Source organism: uncultured Xanthomarina sp. (assembly GCF_963971605.1).
GTDB lineage: Bacteria > Bacteroidota > Bacteroidia > Flavobacteriales > Flavobacteriaceae > Xanthomarina > Xanthomarina gelatinilytica.
Genome location: NZ_CAXATZ010000009.1, coordinates 40,046 through 54,016, shown reverse-complemented (window position 1 = coordinate 54,016; position 13,971 = coordinate 40,046). Strand labels below are relative to the sequence as shown.

Below are 13,971 nucleotides of genomic sequence, written 5' to 3'. Positions count from 1 at the left end.
TATCTTTGCACCATATTAAAAAATAAGCTTTATGTCCACGCTTAAAACAGCAAACCAAACTACAAACATTCAATTACACAGTATTGAAGAAGCCATTAACGATATTAGAAATGGTAAAGTTATTATAGTAGTTGATGATGAAGACAGGGAAAATGAAGGCGATTTTTTGGCTGCTGCAGAAATGGTAACGCCAGAAATGATAAACTTTATGGCAACCCATGGACGTGGTCTAATATGTACTCCTTTAACCGAAAAACGTTGCAAGGCTTTGGAGTTAAACATGATGGTCAACAACAATACCGATCCTATGGAAACTGCCTTTACCATTTCCGTAGATTTAAGAGGCAATGGTGTTACCACAGGTATTTCGGCAAGTGACAGGGCCAAAACAGTAAAAGCCCTTGTTGACGAAAACACCAAACCTTTTGAATTGGCCAGACCAGGACATATTTTTCCTTTGGTTGCTAGGGAAGGTGGTGTGTTACGTAGAACTGGACATACAGAAGCTGCCATAGATTTTGCCAGATTGGCTGGATTAAAACCTGCTGGTGTAATTGTTGAAATCATGAACGAAGATGGCAGCATGGCGCGTTTACCTCAACTGGTGGAAGTAGCAAAAAAATTCGATTTAAAAATTGTTTCCATTGAAGACTTGGTAGCTTACAGAATGCAACACGATTCCTTAATTGAAAAGAAAGAAGATTTTGATATGGTAACGCGTTTTGGTAAATTTAGGCTTAGAGCATACCAACAAACTACCAATAATCAAGTACACATAGCCATTACAAAAGGAACTTGGAACACCAACGAACATGTGTTAACTCGGGTAAACTCTACATTGGTAAATAATGATATCTTAGGAACGCTAACCAATAATGCCGATAAAAAGTTGGACGATATGTTCCAACTGATAAATGAAGAAGGTAAAGGCGCTATCATTTTTATCAATCAGCAAAACCAATCCACCAACTTATTGCACAGGCTTTCCATCCTTAAGCAACAACAAAATCACAAAGACCTGATTAAAGCGCCTAGCATTCAAATGGATAATAAAGATTTTGGAATTGGTGCCCAAATACTTCACGATCTAAACATTCATAAATTACGTTTGATGTCCAATAGCGAACAAACCAAACGTGTTGGGATGATAGGATACGGACTGGAAATAATTGAATATGTAAGTTATTAGTTTTTGTCCTCTAAAGCTTTGATTCTTTTTTCGAGGGATTGGTAATTCTCCAATTGATTTCTTAACGCAACAATTTCGTTTTGTTGCTCTTGAACGGCTTTAATAAGTACAGGAATCAATTCTATATAGCTCATAGCTAAATAATCCCCAGGAACAACAGTTTTTTCACCTGTTTTAGGATCTATATCCACATCTTCAGTAATAACAACCTCCGGAATGATTTTTTCTACATCTTGGGCTATCAAACCCAAACGTGTTCTATCGTTTGGGGAAATGGTTTCATTATAACTATAACTTACTGGTTGCAGCTTCATCAAGTCCTCCAGCCCATATGGCAACTCCGAAATATGAGTCTTGGTTCGCCTGTCAGAATAAGTCACAAAAGTATTGGCAACCACTTCATCCCAATGTTGATTGATTAAACTATTTCCTATATCGAATGTACTGTTGGAAAATGGTACGATGTCGCCATCCAAGCCTAAATTATTTCCCCCTAAATTGGCCATTTCCAAATTGTCCAAAGACAATGTTGCGTACAAATGTGAGGCATTGGCATTGCTTATCATCACATGGCCATTAAACCTTAAATTATCTGTATCAAATTCGCCATAAATCAGAGCTTCGTTAGCATCTGCATCAGAATTTTCTATATACAATCTATTGGAACCTGTTTCATGGTAACCGGCTCCATACCCTAAAAATATATTCGCATCTCCATTTGAATTTAATCCAGATTCTGTACCAATGGCAGTATTATTAATACCAACTGTATTAAAATACAAGCTATTTGTACCTATGGACACATTAGCATCTCCTGCTGTATTGCTATATAAGGATTGTGTTCCAAATGCTATATTATCATAACCAGTACTATTGTTTCTAAGGGACTCATAACCTGAAGCTACGTTATTGGAACCTGTTGTATTAGAATACAAAGTTTGATAACCATTAGCAATATTATTATTGCCTATGGTATTTGAGTTAAGTGCTCTAAACCCATTTGCCACATTATAACTACCAGTTGTATTTAAATATAAAGTTCTTGTACCATTTGAAACATTAAAAGAGCCTGATAAATTATAATATAAGGCTCTAGTTCCAGTAGCTATATTGTTTGAACCTGTAGTATTAGAAAATAAAGCTCTGGTACCAGTTGCTATATTATTGTTTCCTATGGTATTATTGTTTAAGGTTCTTAATCCGTGTGCCACATTATTGTTACCACTAGTATTGGAATTTAAAGCCATAAAGCCAGTAGCCACATTATTAGATCCCATAGTGTTGGAGTAAAGAGCATTGGAACCAATGGCAATATTATTGTTTCCTGAAGTGTTACTATACATCGCTGAATAACCTACAGCTGTATTATAATCTCCTATATTGGAATCAGAAAGGGCATCTGTTCCAATTACTGTATTGTAATTACCACCTGAATGGTAAAGAGTATTGGAACCAATAGATACATTGCCCTCACTTATAGTAGTAACATATTGAGAATTATAACCTATTGCCACATTGTTGTTTCCTGAAATATTGTCAAACAAGGTTTGATAACCAATTCCAATATTATTAGATCCAGAAGTGTTACTGTACAAGGACCTATAACCACTGGCTGTGTTCCTAACACCAGATACATTTGAAAACATGGCATAAAAACCATTGGCAACATTAAAACTTCCAGTGGTATTATTAAAAAGAGATCTGTAACCTGCAGCAACATTATCAAAACCTGAAGTATTGGAGCCCATGGCTTCAAAACCAATTCCTGTATTTTGGTTGTCTGAACTGTCATCATTGATTCCTGCTCCAAGACCAATAAAAACTGAGGATCCATTTTCTGAGCCATCATTATCACTTTTACCATCCATTAAGTCGTTTATTTTTTCAGCACCTTTTATGGATGTCCATGAAGACAAGCTGTTGTTCCAATAATAAAACCCTTTGTTTATAGTACCATTTCCAGTAACATATACCAACATCCCATCTTGGGCTTCCGTGGGATTGCTTAATGGAAATACATCAATTTTTGGAATTAAAATACCATCGGTAGGACTTGGTGAGATTTGATTTGAGGCACGAATATCCAATTGTGACTGTGGATTGGTAGTACCAATACCTACTTGGGAATATGTATAGGTAATCAATACTTGAAAAAATAAAACAATTAGGTAATGTTTCTTCATACAAAGCATAGTTAGACGTTGCATATATTTTGAATACATACAAATACGTTATTTTAATATAAATTTGTTTCCTAAATATGAGTATTTGGCAACAGCATTTACATAACTAAAATAGGTATGGACTTAAAGATGAAGAGCTTTGGTGAAGTAATTTAATAAAAAAAAGGGAATGAGAATAAAAAATAATCCCAAATCCCTTTAACATCGATTAATAGCATCTTTTATGGGTCTATGACTATTTTCTTTGTAATATGTCCTTTATCCGTATAAACTTTTACAAGATATATTCCTGACTGTAAATTACTGACAGGTATTCGGTTACCATTTAAAACCTGTGAAACTTTTTTACCCAATATATCAAACATTTCAACAGAGATAATCTGGTTCTTAGTTGAAACATATAAATAATCTGAGGTTGGATTAGGATAAACAGATATAGTCGACTCGTTTAAAACTTGAGTTGGTACTGAAAGGGTTTCTAAATTAAAGCTTTCCATCCCTGGAATATTTCCAGTATAGAAATTTAAAGTGCCATTTCCATTTCCTGGGCCATCAATATCAGAATTATAGAAACTCTCGAAAATGTTTCCAGCCTGTACATTTAAAGGATGATCGTTAGGCATAATAAACAGGGTTTCAGCTCCTGGATTGGTTACCTCAAAACTCACCAAATCTATTGGCACTCCTGTTGTATGCTGTAAAATAGTTTGGCCTGGAGGCATGTTAAATTGAAAGACATCAATATCAAACCCTACATATCCCAAACCAGCTATAAAAGCAGCATCATAATCGTACAGGTCGAACGTTCTGCTTGGAAAGAAACTTACCAAATTGATTATATGCGATGGTCCTGCTGGCAATACTAAGGTAAACCCAACATCAGATACATCTGTATTGGCATTTGGACCATAAGCATCTGAATCGAAATCAGGTACGGCAATCATTTTAAATTGGTTTCCTGTTAGGTGCACAATCCCGAACTGATAGCCTTGGGCCATAGTGCACAGGCTTGCAAATAAAAATAGAATAAAGGTGTATTTTGTTTTCATGGGTATTGGTTTTAAGAGTTTATATTACGATTAATTTTGTGGTGGGACTGTAGCTTGAATGGTAAATGTTGGTGTGCCAAAACCATTGGATGGATGCGCTAGCACATTGTCCTTTATAAGGTTACTATCGTTTCCAGAACCAGAAAACTTAGCAATCCCATTTAGGTTTAAATCTGTATTTAAATATCCTGATGATGAAAATGTTACCGAACCAAAACCATTGGCAGGATCAGATAAAATGTAATCCTTTATGGCATTCGAATCATTGTTGGCTCCTGAAAACCTTATATAATTTGTATTATTGGTATTTCCTGTCCATAAGGCTGTAACTCCAGACCCCAAAACAACTTGGGCATTTAAACCATAAGTTGAAAAGCCTGAATTTGTAAAATCAACAACTGTTGGGGAAGTTTCATTTATAGCAATGGTAGCTGCGCTCATGGCTCCCAAATGGTTTCTGTGTTTAACAACTACATAATAAGTGGTTGGAGCAGCTGTCATGATTACATTTGAAAAACCATCCATAGCTACCACATCACCATCACGTTGAAGTAAAGCCGATTTTCCGTTTATCAATTTTTGATTGTCATTGGCAGCACGTAATTCTATCCAAACCCAATCCACAATGGCGTTAGATCCTACCACGTTAAATACAGACGCATTGCAAGTGGCTGCATCAGGATACGGACTGGTTGTTGGAATGTAGGCGTTTTGTCTTAAATCGTCATTCATTAGTCCTGCTGAAACTGGATTTAAAAGGGGTCCTTGCAAAAAGAGTCTCGGGTCTATCCTTATTTTCATGCCTCCATTGATAAACCCTTCGGAGATCTTTATGTTTCCAACGCTCAATTCTTGTACGGCAACTTCACCAATGGTATATAAAATCTCCAGCTCTCCAGCTGTGGCAGAGGCTCCTCCACTATCGACACTGAATTTTTCGATGCTTTGGGCACTACATAAAAAACTGATAAATAGTGCTGTTAAAAATAAACCTTTTGTTTTCATATTATTGTTGTTTTTTAAGTAAGGTCTCTATCAAATCCTTTAACTCATTAACTTGCACCTTTAAGTCCTCAATTTCATGCTGTTGTTCCTGTATGGCTTTTATAGCTACAACGCTAAATCCAGCATAATCAATTCCATACAATTCATCTGCTTCTGAGAAATGCACCAATTCCGGAAAAAGAGATTTTACTTCTTGAGCAATAAAACCTATGGCTTTTGTGTTGGTAATATCATCTTTATAAACATAGGTTGAAGGTTTTAATTGTTTAACGCGATCTAAGGTTGTAGGCATACTTTGTATGTCTTTTTTTAAGCTAACATCAGAGCTTATTGTGTACGCGCCTGTGTTAGCTAAAATATATCCTTTTAAAGTGGTTCCATAATGAAACCGTAAGGAATATCCGTGTGTAATATCCCAATTGGAATTGAGTCCATCATCAAAACGAAGTCCTGTTCCTACGGATTGACCATTTTGAAAAATATGTAGTTTCCCATTAGGGTTACCATCAACACCTATCTTGTTGAAATTTGCAGAACCATCTCCGTTAATTGCTGCTACAATTTCAGTCCCTTTTTGCATTTCAATAAATTGCGATGCTGAACTTGCATTTGAAGGGATTTGCAATTCCAGCAAATCTTTACCTAATTGGTGGTCTAGACTTTCAATTCGAACCGTATTTTCAACTCCAGACGTTTGTAGAATCGAGAAAGGATTTGCTGGATTGGAAATTCCAACACCTACTTTGCCTTCTGTTTCTGCCATAACAATATTTCCATTCTGCAAGAGTTTTAGTCTTGTGCTTTGTGAACTTGAACCATCTGCTTTGGACCTGAATAGTAAGTCTGAACCACTTCCAGTAGTTGCAAACTTCCATTGATTGCCATTATTTGGATAGCCCAAAATTAGTCCCCCAACATTGGATTGAACTAATAAATCGCCAACTACATGGAGTTTATTTTCAGGCGTATTGGTTCCAATTCCAACACCACCTTCCATATAGCTAACATCTAAACCATTTTTAATCCATAAAGGGTTTTCAATACTTTTTGCCATCAAGGCATAAGGGACCGTTTTAAATTCGGTTGTTCCCATATCTACAAATCCGCCACCTGTATTTACCTGTACATTCAGAAAATGTGAATCGCTTCCCCAATCAATAGTACTGTAATCGCCACTTACTACTGTGCCCTCGCCTATGTTAACTATAATGATACCATTGGAATCGGTTGTTGGTGTATGCGTTTCTTCATAGACATTGGTTTGACCTGCACCTTGTAAGACGCTAAACCGTATGGCGATAAGGTCATTGGCAACCACATTGCCTAGGTTATCTTTTATGACTGCCTTATAATTGATGCCATTTTGTGCATAAGTTATCATACTCAGCAGCATGAATAATATAAATGTGTACTTTGTTTTCATTAGCTTATGTTTTAATATTAATGGTTGTATCCATAATAAGGTTAACATTTTAATTATCAAGTATTTGTTTTTCAAATCTAATCGGGTTTCAACACACAACATATCACTATTGTAACATACTATATAACATATGTAACTATTTAGGCTTAAGCTGTATTGAAATGGGGTTTAGAGGGTTTTGCTATCAGTTTTATAGCATCTTAATCGTTTATTATGGTTATAATGAATTGAATATAGGCTTTCTTACAATAATGGTACCTGTAACCTGGGTAGTAAAGGTGTCTGTTTGGTTGGTATACCCAACTTGCATGTCTGCAGTAAAAGTTATTTTAAAATGAGCATAAGTTACTCCTGTATAAACCGTTTGCTCTCCATAATCGGTTATGGTGGAGCTACCAGATAAACTGTTCATAACATAATTACCATATGTAATTGTCATTCCTGAATTCGTTTCATTTACGTTGGGACCAAAGCCCAAAGCCTGATTGTTGTTCATGGTCAACCCCATAGCCAAATTAAGATTTGGTGTTTGAATTTCATCCGTTAAAGTTAAAATAATGGTGTCTTCAGTTTCACCTTGTCCATTTGTGGATACGCTTCTAATTGCCACAACACCACTATTCCCATAACCTATTGGAAGATTTCCTGTTAAAGTTTCTCCATCTGTAGCTCCTCCCGTAAAACTAAGTTCATAGAAATGCGAATCTGTTGGTGGATTTGGGTTTTCATCTATAGGATTATCATCACTGGAACAAGATGTGTGGGTTATTAATAAAATTGCAATAAGCATAGGTTTGAATAATAATTTAATTGTTTTCATAATAGATTATTTAAGCGTTTTTGTTTTTAAATTTGAAGGATTTGAAAGTTTGCAAAGTCATCGAGATATTAATTATGTCTTACCCATTTTTGGATGTTCCCTGTACCACTGTTATTGACATCGATTCTTAAGGTATCTGCAACCCCTAATTCCATGGTAGCAGGATAATAGTTATCGTCACTGCCCAATTCTTCGTAAATGAAACTATTACCATCTAGGGCATAAATATCTTTCCATTTAATATCTCCAATATTAAAGCCAGACAATGCAGGATCTGAGATGGTTCCTGTATCATCGGTCACATCAATAACAATGTCATTGTTTACGGGATTGTTTCCTCCTACGCGAATCCAACTACCTTGTAAAACTTGAAGATATACTGATTGTGGTGTGTAATGGGATTCACGAACCCATTTTTGGATATTTCCTGCTCCAGAATTATTTACATCAACTCGCAAGGTATCATCCACACCTAAACTAATAGCTGCTGGATAGTAGTTGTAATCACTTCCCAATTCTTGATGTGTATAGTTTCCTGAGCCTTGACCCACAATATCTTTCCATTTAATGTCTCCTATCATGAAATTGGATTGTTGTGCGTCGGTAATAGTACCAGCATCATTGTTTACATTGATTTTCATCCCATTATTGGTTGGATTGTTACCACCAATACGGATCCAGTTACCTTGTAAATCGTCCAAAGGATAGGTTTGTTGTGGTGGATTGTTATCTGGTTCCAAAGAATCTGAGCTACAAGACACAGATAGAGTTATTAGAACAGTAAAAAACAGCATTGTTTTAATATGTTTTTTAAAAGTTTTCATGATGTGCGTGTTTAATTTGGTTTTCATATCATTTAAATTTTTTATAGGTTTTTACATAAATTTTTTATAATCTTTTGAGTTGATGGAAAAGTTGGTTTCTTCCAGAGCAACACAAGTCATTTTCAAGGTTTCAGGTTTTTTCTTTGTGGTAACTGTCATGGTCATTTCCATCATTAAACCATCTACCTGTTTCATCCATTCCTGATTGGCTTGATTTTTTTTATCGTCAATATTGTAAAACGCTCTAGGGAAAGTAATATCGGCTTCTTTGGTTACCCAAACGCTTCCATTGTAGTCTTCACTGGATATTTTATACTCCCTGCAGGTATAATTCAATATAACTTTGGTATTATTGGTTTTCTCAATTTTCACATCGTTATTGGAAGATTCCTGGTCATCTACAAAATCGTTTACGTCCAAAGACGTGGACATGAGCATTTTTTTTCCTCCTGCTTCAGTAAACATGTACATGGTTTTTTTGTCCAAATCCATGACATTGAACATGGTACTTGCATTTTCTATGGTATTCCCAAAATAATTTTCATCCTTGGCCAGAAAATAGGTGAAAGTGGTATTATATTTATCACTTTCCATTTGCATCACGTATTTATGCGAAAAACTATAGACACTCTCTGGCGCCTTGTCTTCTGAAGTTGTTTTGCTTTTTTTGGATGATTTGGATTTTTTATTTCCTTCATTGTTAAATACCGAATCAAAGGCCTTTTCGGTTTCTTTTTGCGATTTTTGCTCCACTTTACGTTCCACAGTACGTTCTGCAGCATTGGTAGCCTTATCTGCCAGTCGTTCAAAAATTTGTGCTTGCGTATTAAACACAATTAGTATAAAAAAGCTTGTTGTTATTAATAATTTCATGATCAATAATTTTTATTGTTTTTATTTTTATGGTTTTAAATTGAAAAAGGTTAACATTTAAAAACAGTATTTTAAAGATGGTGATATATCTTTCTATATCTGCTACTTGATTATGGTTACCGATTTTATGATTTTGTTGTTCAGCAAAATTCTAAGCTCATATTGACCCTTTTTTAAATGATCGATACTTATATATATTTTTGTGTCTACATCTGTTTTTTGGCTATTGGTATAGCGTTTCATTTGTTATTGTTTAAAGATGTTTAAAATTAAAAATGGAGAGTTTACCTTAATAACAAATATGTTTCAAAGGATATAAGATATGTTACAGAATGCTGAATTTATCCTGTCTGTTTGTAAGTTTTTTAAAAGGTACTCGTTAGGTTTGCAACTTTAGGTTTCTTTTAATATGAAAGCGTATTAAACCCTGTTTAAGTGCGAATTTCTGAAATGTGCCTACCTTTTTAAGGAAGTTTATTTCTAATCTATCACTTCAAAAACTTTAAATAGCCCTTTACTTTTTGTATTAGGTACTTCCGAAATAAAGGCATATTTACCAGGTTCTAAATCGGCATAGAAATAACCTGTACTACCAGCTGACATATCGTTAACACCACCTAAAAATGTAACGCCATTTGGAACTGGTGTGATTAATCCTTTTGGATCTGACCAATCCATCCAAGATTCTAAAGCGTCTTCACTAGCATTGGCATCTAGTTTTACTAAATTTAAGTCATGCCACATAAAATTTTCATGTTGTTTTTGATCTTTCACATACACAGAAAAAATTTGCTTCCCTTTGGTAATATCTTTGTCATAACTAATACCTGTTTCACCTGAAAGTGCTATGTTAACAGTAGCTTCAGGAGGAGTATTACCACTAGCTTCATCAGTTACAAATATGGGTTTTGCCATTCCCATAAGTGTATGGAATTTTCCATTAGGCATTTTCACATAACATTCCATAATATAATACCCTGGATCTAATTTTATGGTAGTAACAGCAGTATGTTTTGGTGCAATTAACCCTGAACCACCAGAAAAAATAATATCTCCAAACCATTCTGGTAATTTCCCAAAGGCAGCAAAACCTTCTTCTGATTTACCTTCGTTAATTAAATCCATACCTTCAGCAAACACTGGAGCAACATCTGTTAAGGTATGCTCTACTGTTTTGCCTTCTGGGTATTTATCCATTAAAAAGAAATGAGTTTCGTTAGATAAGTTTTGGTATTTAAAGGTATTCCATCCTGAAGGGATAGTATCTACACTTTGAAATTCCATACTTCTAGTAACAATATCTATAACATTAGATGGTTCTTCAATAACTTCTATCACTTCTTCTACTATTGTTTCTTCTGTTAATTCGGTTTTCTTTTCATTTTTACAATTAAAAAATAAAAGCGTCATTAACAGTAATGTCCAGATTTTTAAATTGTTTGCTTTCATATTATTAGAGGTTTCTTAGTATCTATAAATATAATGATTTAAAAATTTTCAATTTTTAGCTAATACTTGTTTTGAAAGTAACACCGTGTTTTTTTCTAAAGCCTCTACTCTATCTAAAAGCACCTGCAATAGGTCTGATTGTTCTGTATTGGTTTGTTCTTGAGCTGAAATGGTTAGTTTTTGGCTTTCAATAATAACTTGTTGCTCTTGTATAGCTTTTATTAAAACTGGAATTAACTCCGTATAACTCACGCTTAAGGTTTTATTCTCGTCATCAGCAGTATGAACAAGTTCTTTAATCACACTCTGAACTTCTTGAGCTATTAAGCCCATAGATTTATAATCTTGTTCTCTATTTTTCCAGTTATAAGCTTTGGGAGAAAGTGCTAAAATTTCGCTTAAGCCATAATTTAAATCTTCAATGTCTTTTTTAAGGCGTCGGTCTGAACTATGCACTACAGTACCTCCAACTGCTACATTCCCTCCATGCTGCTGTAAAAGAAGAGCTGTGCTTGATCCATTATAACGTGCCGATATTTCATTTTCATCAAACACTAAATTGAAATTATTTTCTTTACCAATTACTAAAAGTCCTGTTCCATCAGCTAAATTGGCATCATTTGTACCATCTATATGCAATTTAACTGCAGGTGATGTAGTTCCTATTCCTGTATTACCATTTTTCAAAACGGTTAAGGCATTACTTCGATTTGCTGAACCAGTACCATTTCCTACCTGAAACAAAGTCTGAGATGAAATAGTAGCGTCATTCCAGTTACCTATTACAGTAGAATTGTTGTCATCTGCTATGGTACCATATCCAATTGCTATAGAGTTACTTGCTGAAGCATTTGCAAATAGTCCCAAAGCTACAGAGTTTTCTCCAATAGCATCAGAACTAAACCCGAACGCCATAGAATTATATCCTGAAGCATTTGCGTAGGTTCCCATTGCAATTGAATTATTTCCTATTGCACTTGGTTCATTACCTATTGAAAATGAATTATCTCCCAATGCTCCGTTAGTGTTTGAAGCATAAAAGGAGTAACTCAAATCTACAGCATTACTACCAATATTACCATAATTAGCTGGATTACTTCCTACTAATCGCCAACCAACACCATTACCTTCATCTATAGCCTCAAGACCGGATGCTTCTGAAGTATTCGCTTCTAAATATTCTTTTGTGATTAAAGCTTTAGCATCAGTTATTTCTGCTATATCAAAACTTGGTGCTGTGATGATACCATTTTTTTCTATTACAAATGCATTAGATTTATCTGAGATATCTGTACCATTTCCAACTTGAAATAAAGTAGTTGTTGAGTTTATATTATCATTAAATGTACCAATTACTAGACTATTTAAGTCATCTGCAATAGTTCCATATCCCATTGCTGTTGAATTTGACACAGAAGCAGTTGTAACAGAACCAATTGCAGTAGAACGAAGACCAGAAGCAGTTGTTAAATATCCCATGGAAATAGCATAATCACCTGTTGCTCCATAAATACTAGAAGTAAAATCACTATAACTTAAATCTTTGGCGTTTAATCCAATGTTTCCATAATTGTCTAAATTGCTTCCTATCAATCTCCAACCTATTCCATTGCCTTCATCTATGGCTTCTAGTCCTGATGGATTTGTACCAGAGCCGCCTCCAGAATAATTGGCATCTGCATATTCTTTGGTTATTAAGGCTTTGTTATCTGTTATTTCAGATATATCAAAGCTTGGTGCTATTATGGTACCATTTTTTAAAACTGTAAGCGCATTAGCTTTTGCTCCAAAGCTAGAGCCATTACCTATTTCAAAAAGTGGATCTGTTTCCACCCAAGTTGTTGGGTCTCCTCCTCCAAGATTAAAACGACCTATTGCTGTAGTTAGTAATCCATTGGCATTGATGCCATTTCCTATGGCTGTTGATGTTTTACCTATAGCCAGTGTAAGTTCGCCTGCTGCCAATGAATTTTCGCCAATAGCATTTGTGGCATTTCCTAAAGCGGTACTGTTTTCTCCTGATGCTTCGGTTTCAAAACCCATAGCTGTAGCGGCTTGTCCTGATGCTGCTGTATTATAGCCCATTGCTGTAGCTGAAATTCCCGATGCTGTTGATGCTTCACCCATAGCAACCGAAAATGGACCTGAAGCAATGGTATTGCTTCCCATAGCCGTTGCATATTGTCCTGTTGCTGAAGATCCATATCCCATAGCTACAGAACCAACATTTGCAGTAGTGTATTGTCCCATAGCTACAGAGCCTGTTCCAACAGCACCTTGACCAGCATCATATCCTGTATCACCTCCATAACTTAAATCAACAGCTCTATCTCCTATATTACCATAATAAATGGGATTGGAGCCTTTTAAACGATAACCAACACCATTCCCTTCATCTAAAGCTTCAAGTCCAGATACATTTGCTGCACTTAAAGCATAAGGTACTGCCATAAATTGGGTGGTTCCCATATCTGTTAAACCAGAGCCTGTATCTATTAAAACGTTTAAAAAATGGGCGTCAATTTCCCAATTAATCGTGTTGTAATCACCACTATATACAGTGCCTTCTCCAATATTTACTATGATAATGCCATTGGCATCAGTAGTTGGATTATGTGTTTCTTGATATACATTTACAGCACCTTGCAATATTGTAAATTGTACTGTAATATTTTGATTGGCAACTACATTACCAGAGTTGTCTTTTATTAAAGCTTTGTAGTTGATGCCGTTTTGGGCAAGTACAAAACATGTATTTATAAATATGATTAGAAATAAGTATTTGGTTTTCATAAATGTCTTTTAATGTGTGGGTTAGATTAATTTTTAACTATTTAAAACCATTTTGTATATGTTTCTAAATGATAGTTTTTACTTTATGGTTGAACTTTAAAAAAGTTAACTTCCTATTAGCATTTTAAAGTCTTTTATTTTTCAATCACTACGGACTTAATCACCTTATTATTCAATAAAATATGTAATTGGTAAACGCCTTTTTTAAGATGATCTATGGATATATATATCTTATCATCAATACTCTTTTTTGAAAAAGGCTTGTTTTGTTTCATAAGTTATTCCTTTAGAGAGACTCAAATTTAGATACAGGGATCCTGCTTCGATAACAAATATGTTTCAAAGGATATAAGATATGTTCCA

The 13,971-nt window shown here is 34.9% G+C and carries 12 protein-coding genes; 1 reads left to right on the top strand and 11 read right to left on the bottom strand.

The features are described from left to right. Positions 1–31 precede the first annotated feature (31 nt). Positions 32–1,189: a 3,4-dihydroxy-2-butanone-4-phosphate synthase gene (gene ribB / locus AACY93_RS05460; protein ID WP_287006047.1), complete on the top strand. Its 1,158-nt coding sequence runs from the start codon at positions 32–34 to the stop codon at positions 1,187–1,189. Here the strand turns inward: ribB and AACY93_RS05455 are convergent. The 11 genes from AACY93_RS05455 to AACY93_RS05405 form a co-directional block, all read right to left on the bottom strand. Then, positions 1,186–3,372 (bottom strand): tail fiber domain-containing protein, encoded by a 2,187-nt coding sequence (locus tag AACY93_RS05455; protein WP_287006049.1) that lies wholly within the window; start codon positions 3,370–3,372, stop codon positions 1,186–1,188. The two genes, ribB and AACY93_RS05455, sit on opposite strands and share 4 nt — an antisense overlap. 221 nt (positions 3,373–3,593) lie before the next feature. Then, complete coding sequence (locus AACY93_RS05450; protein WP_286853589.1) at positions 3,594–4,421, bottom strand: T9SS type A sorting domain-containing protein; 828 nt, start codon at positions 4,419–4,421, stop codon at positions 3,594–3,596. Positions 4,422–4,451: 30 nt separating this feature from the next. Next, a complete protein-coding gene (locus AACY93_RS05445) occupies positions 4,452–5,426 on the bottom strand; it encodes a hemagglutinin protein (RefSeq protein ID WP_287006051.1) in 975 nt (324 codons plus the stop codon). 1 nt (position 5,427) lies between these two features. Continuing rightward, positions 5,428–6,849: a tail fiber domain-containing protein gene (locus AACY93_RS05440; protein WP_287006053.1), complete on the bottom strand. Its 1,422-nt coding sequence runs from the start codon at positions 6,847–6,849 to the stop codon at positions 5,428–5,430. A 217-nt stretch (positions 6,850–7,066) separates the two neighbouring features. Beyond that, a complete protein-coding gene (locus AACY93_RS05435; protein WP_007646669.1) occupies positions 7,067–7,669 on the bottom strand; it encodes a hypothetical protein in 603 nt (200 codons plus the stop codon). A 68-nt stretch (positions 7,670–7,737) separates the two neighbouring features. Then, positions 7,738–8,520, bottom strand: a complete 783-nt coding sequence (locus tag AACY93_RS05430) for a hypothetical protein (RefSeq protein ID WP_287006055.1) — start codon at positions 8,518–8,520, stop codon at positions 7,738–7,740. Between the two features lie 24 nt (positions 8,521–8,544). Further along, positions 8,545–9,366, bottom strand: a complete 822-nt coding sequence (locus AACY93_RS05425) for a DUF4412 domain-containing protein (RefSeq protein ID WP_287006057.1) — start codon at positions 9,364–9,366, stop codon at positions 8,545–8,547. 102 nt (positions 9,367–9,468) lie between these two features. Then, the gene (locus AACY93_RS05420; protein ID WP_007646672.1) at positions 9,469–9,609 is read right to left on the bottom strand and encodes a hypothetical protein; all 141 of its coding nucleotides are present in this window, start codon (positions 9,607–9,609) and stop codon (positions 9,469–9,471) included. A gap of 237 nt (positions 9,610–9,846) precedes the next feature. Beyond that, a complete protein-coding gene (locus AACY93_RS05415; protein WP_007646673.1) occupies positions 9,847–10,815 on the bottom strand; it encodes a hypothetical protein in 969 nt (322 codons plus the stop codon). Between the two features lie 48 nt (positions 10,816–10,863). After that, positions 10,864–13,608: a tail fiber domain-containing protein gene (locus AACY93_RS05410; protein WP_287006058.1), complete on the bottom strand. Its 2,745-nt coding sequence runs from the start codon at positions 13,606–13,608 to the stop codon at positions 10,864–10,866. Positions 13,609–13,742: 134 nt separating this feature from the next. Beyond that, positions 13,743–13,883 carry a hypothetical protein gene (locus AACY93_RS05405; protein WP_286853583.1) on the bottom strand — a complete coding sequence of 47 codons (141 nt, stop codon included), beginning with the start codon at positions 13,881–13,883 and terminating at the stop codon, positions 13,743–13,745. Between the last annotated feature and the right edge of the window lie 88 nt (positions 13,884–13,971).

What these genes read in the sequence shown, in the direction of transcription:
- AACY93_RS05450 (WP_286853589.1), bottom strand. Translation starts at nt 4,421, where the DNA reads ATGAAAACAAAATACACCTTTATTCTATTTTTATTTGCAAGCCTGTGC.
- AACY93_RS05415 (WP_007646673.1), bottom strand. Translation starts at nt 10,815, where the DNA reads ATGAAAGCAAACAATTTAAAAATCTGGACATTACTGTTAATGACGCTT.
- AACY93_RS05455 (WP_287006049.1), bottom strand. Translation starts at nt 3,372, where the DNA reads ATGAAGAAACATTACCTAATTGTTTTATTTTTTCAAGTATTGATTACC.
- AACY93_RS05430 (WP_287006055.1), bottom strand. Translation starts at nt 8,520, where the DNA reads ATGAAAACCAAATTAAACACGCACATCATGAAAACTTTTAAAAAACAT.
- AACY93_RS05420 (WP_007646672.1), bottom strand. Translation starts at nt 9,609, where the DNA reads ATGAAACGCTATACCAATAGCCAAAAAACAGATGTAGACACAAAAATA.
- AACY93_RS05435 (WP_007646669.1), bottom strand. Translation starts at nt 7,669, where the DNA reads ATGAAAACAATTAAATTATTATTCAAACCTATGCTTATTGCAATTTTA.
- ribB (WP_287006047.1), top strand. Translation starts at nt 32, where the DNA reads ATGTCCACGCTTAAAACAGCAAACCAAACTACAAACATTCAATTACAC.
- AACY93_RS05410 (WP_287006058.1), bottom strand. Translation starts at nt 13,608, where the DNA reads ATGAAAACCAAATACTTATTTCTAATCATATTTATAAATACATGTTTT.
- AACY93_RS05440 (WP_287006053.1), bottom strand. Translation starts at nt 6,849, where the DNA reads ATGAAAACAAAGTACACATTTATATTATTCATGCTGCTGAGTATGATA.
- AACY93_RS05405 (WP_286853583.1), bottom strand. Translation starts at nt 13,883, where the DNA reads ATGAAACAAAACAAGCCTTTTTCAAAAAAGAGTATTGATGATAAGATA.
- AACY93_RS05445 (WP_287006051.1), bottom strand. Translation starts at nt 5,426, where the DNA reads ATGAAAACAAAAGGTTTATTTTTAACAGCACTATTTATCAGTTTTTTA.
- AACY93_RS05425 (WP_287006057.1), bottom strand. Translation starts at nt 9,366, where the DNA reads ATGAAATTATTAATAACAACAAGCTTTTTTATACTAATTGTGTTTAAT.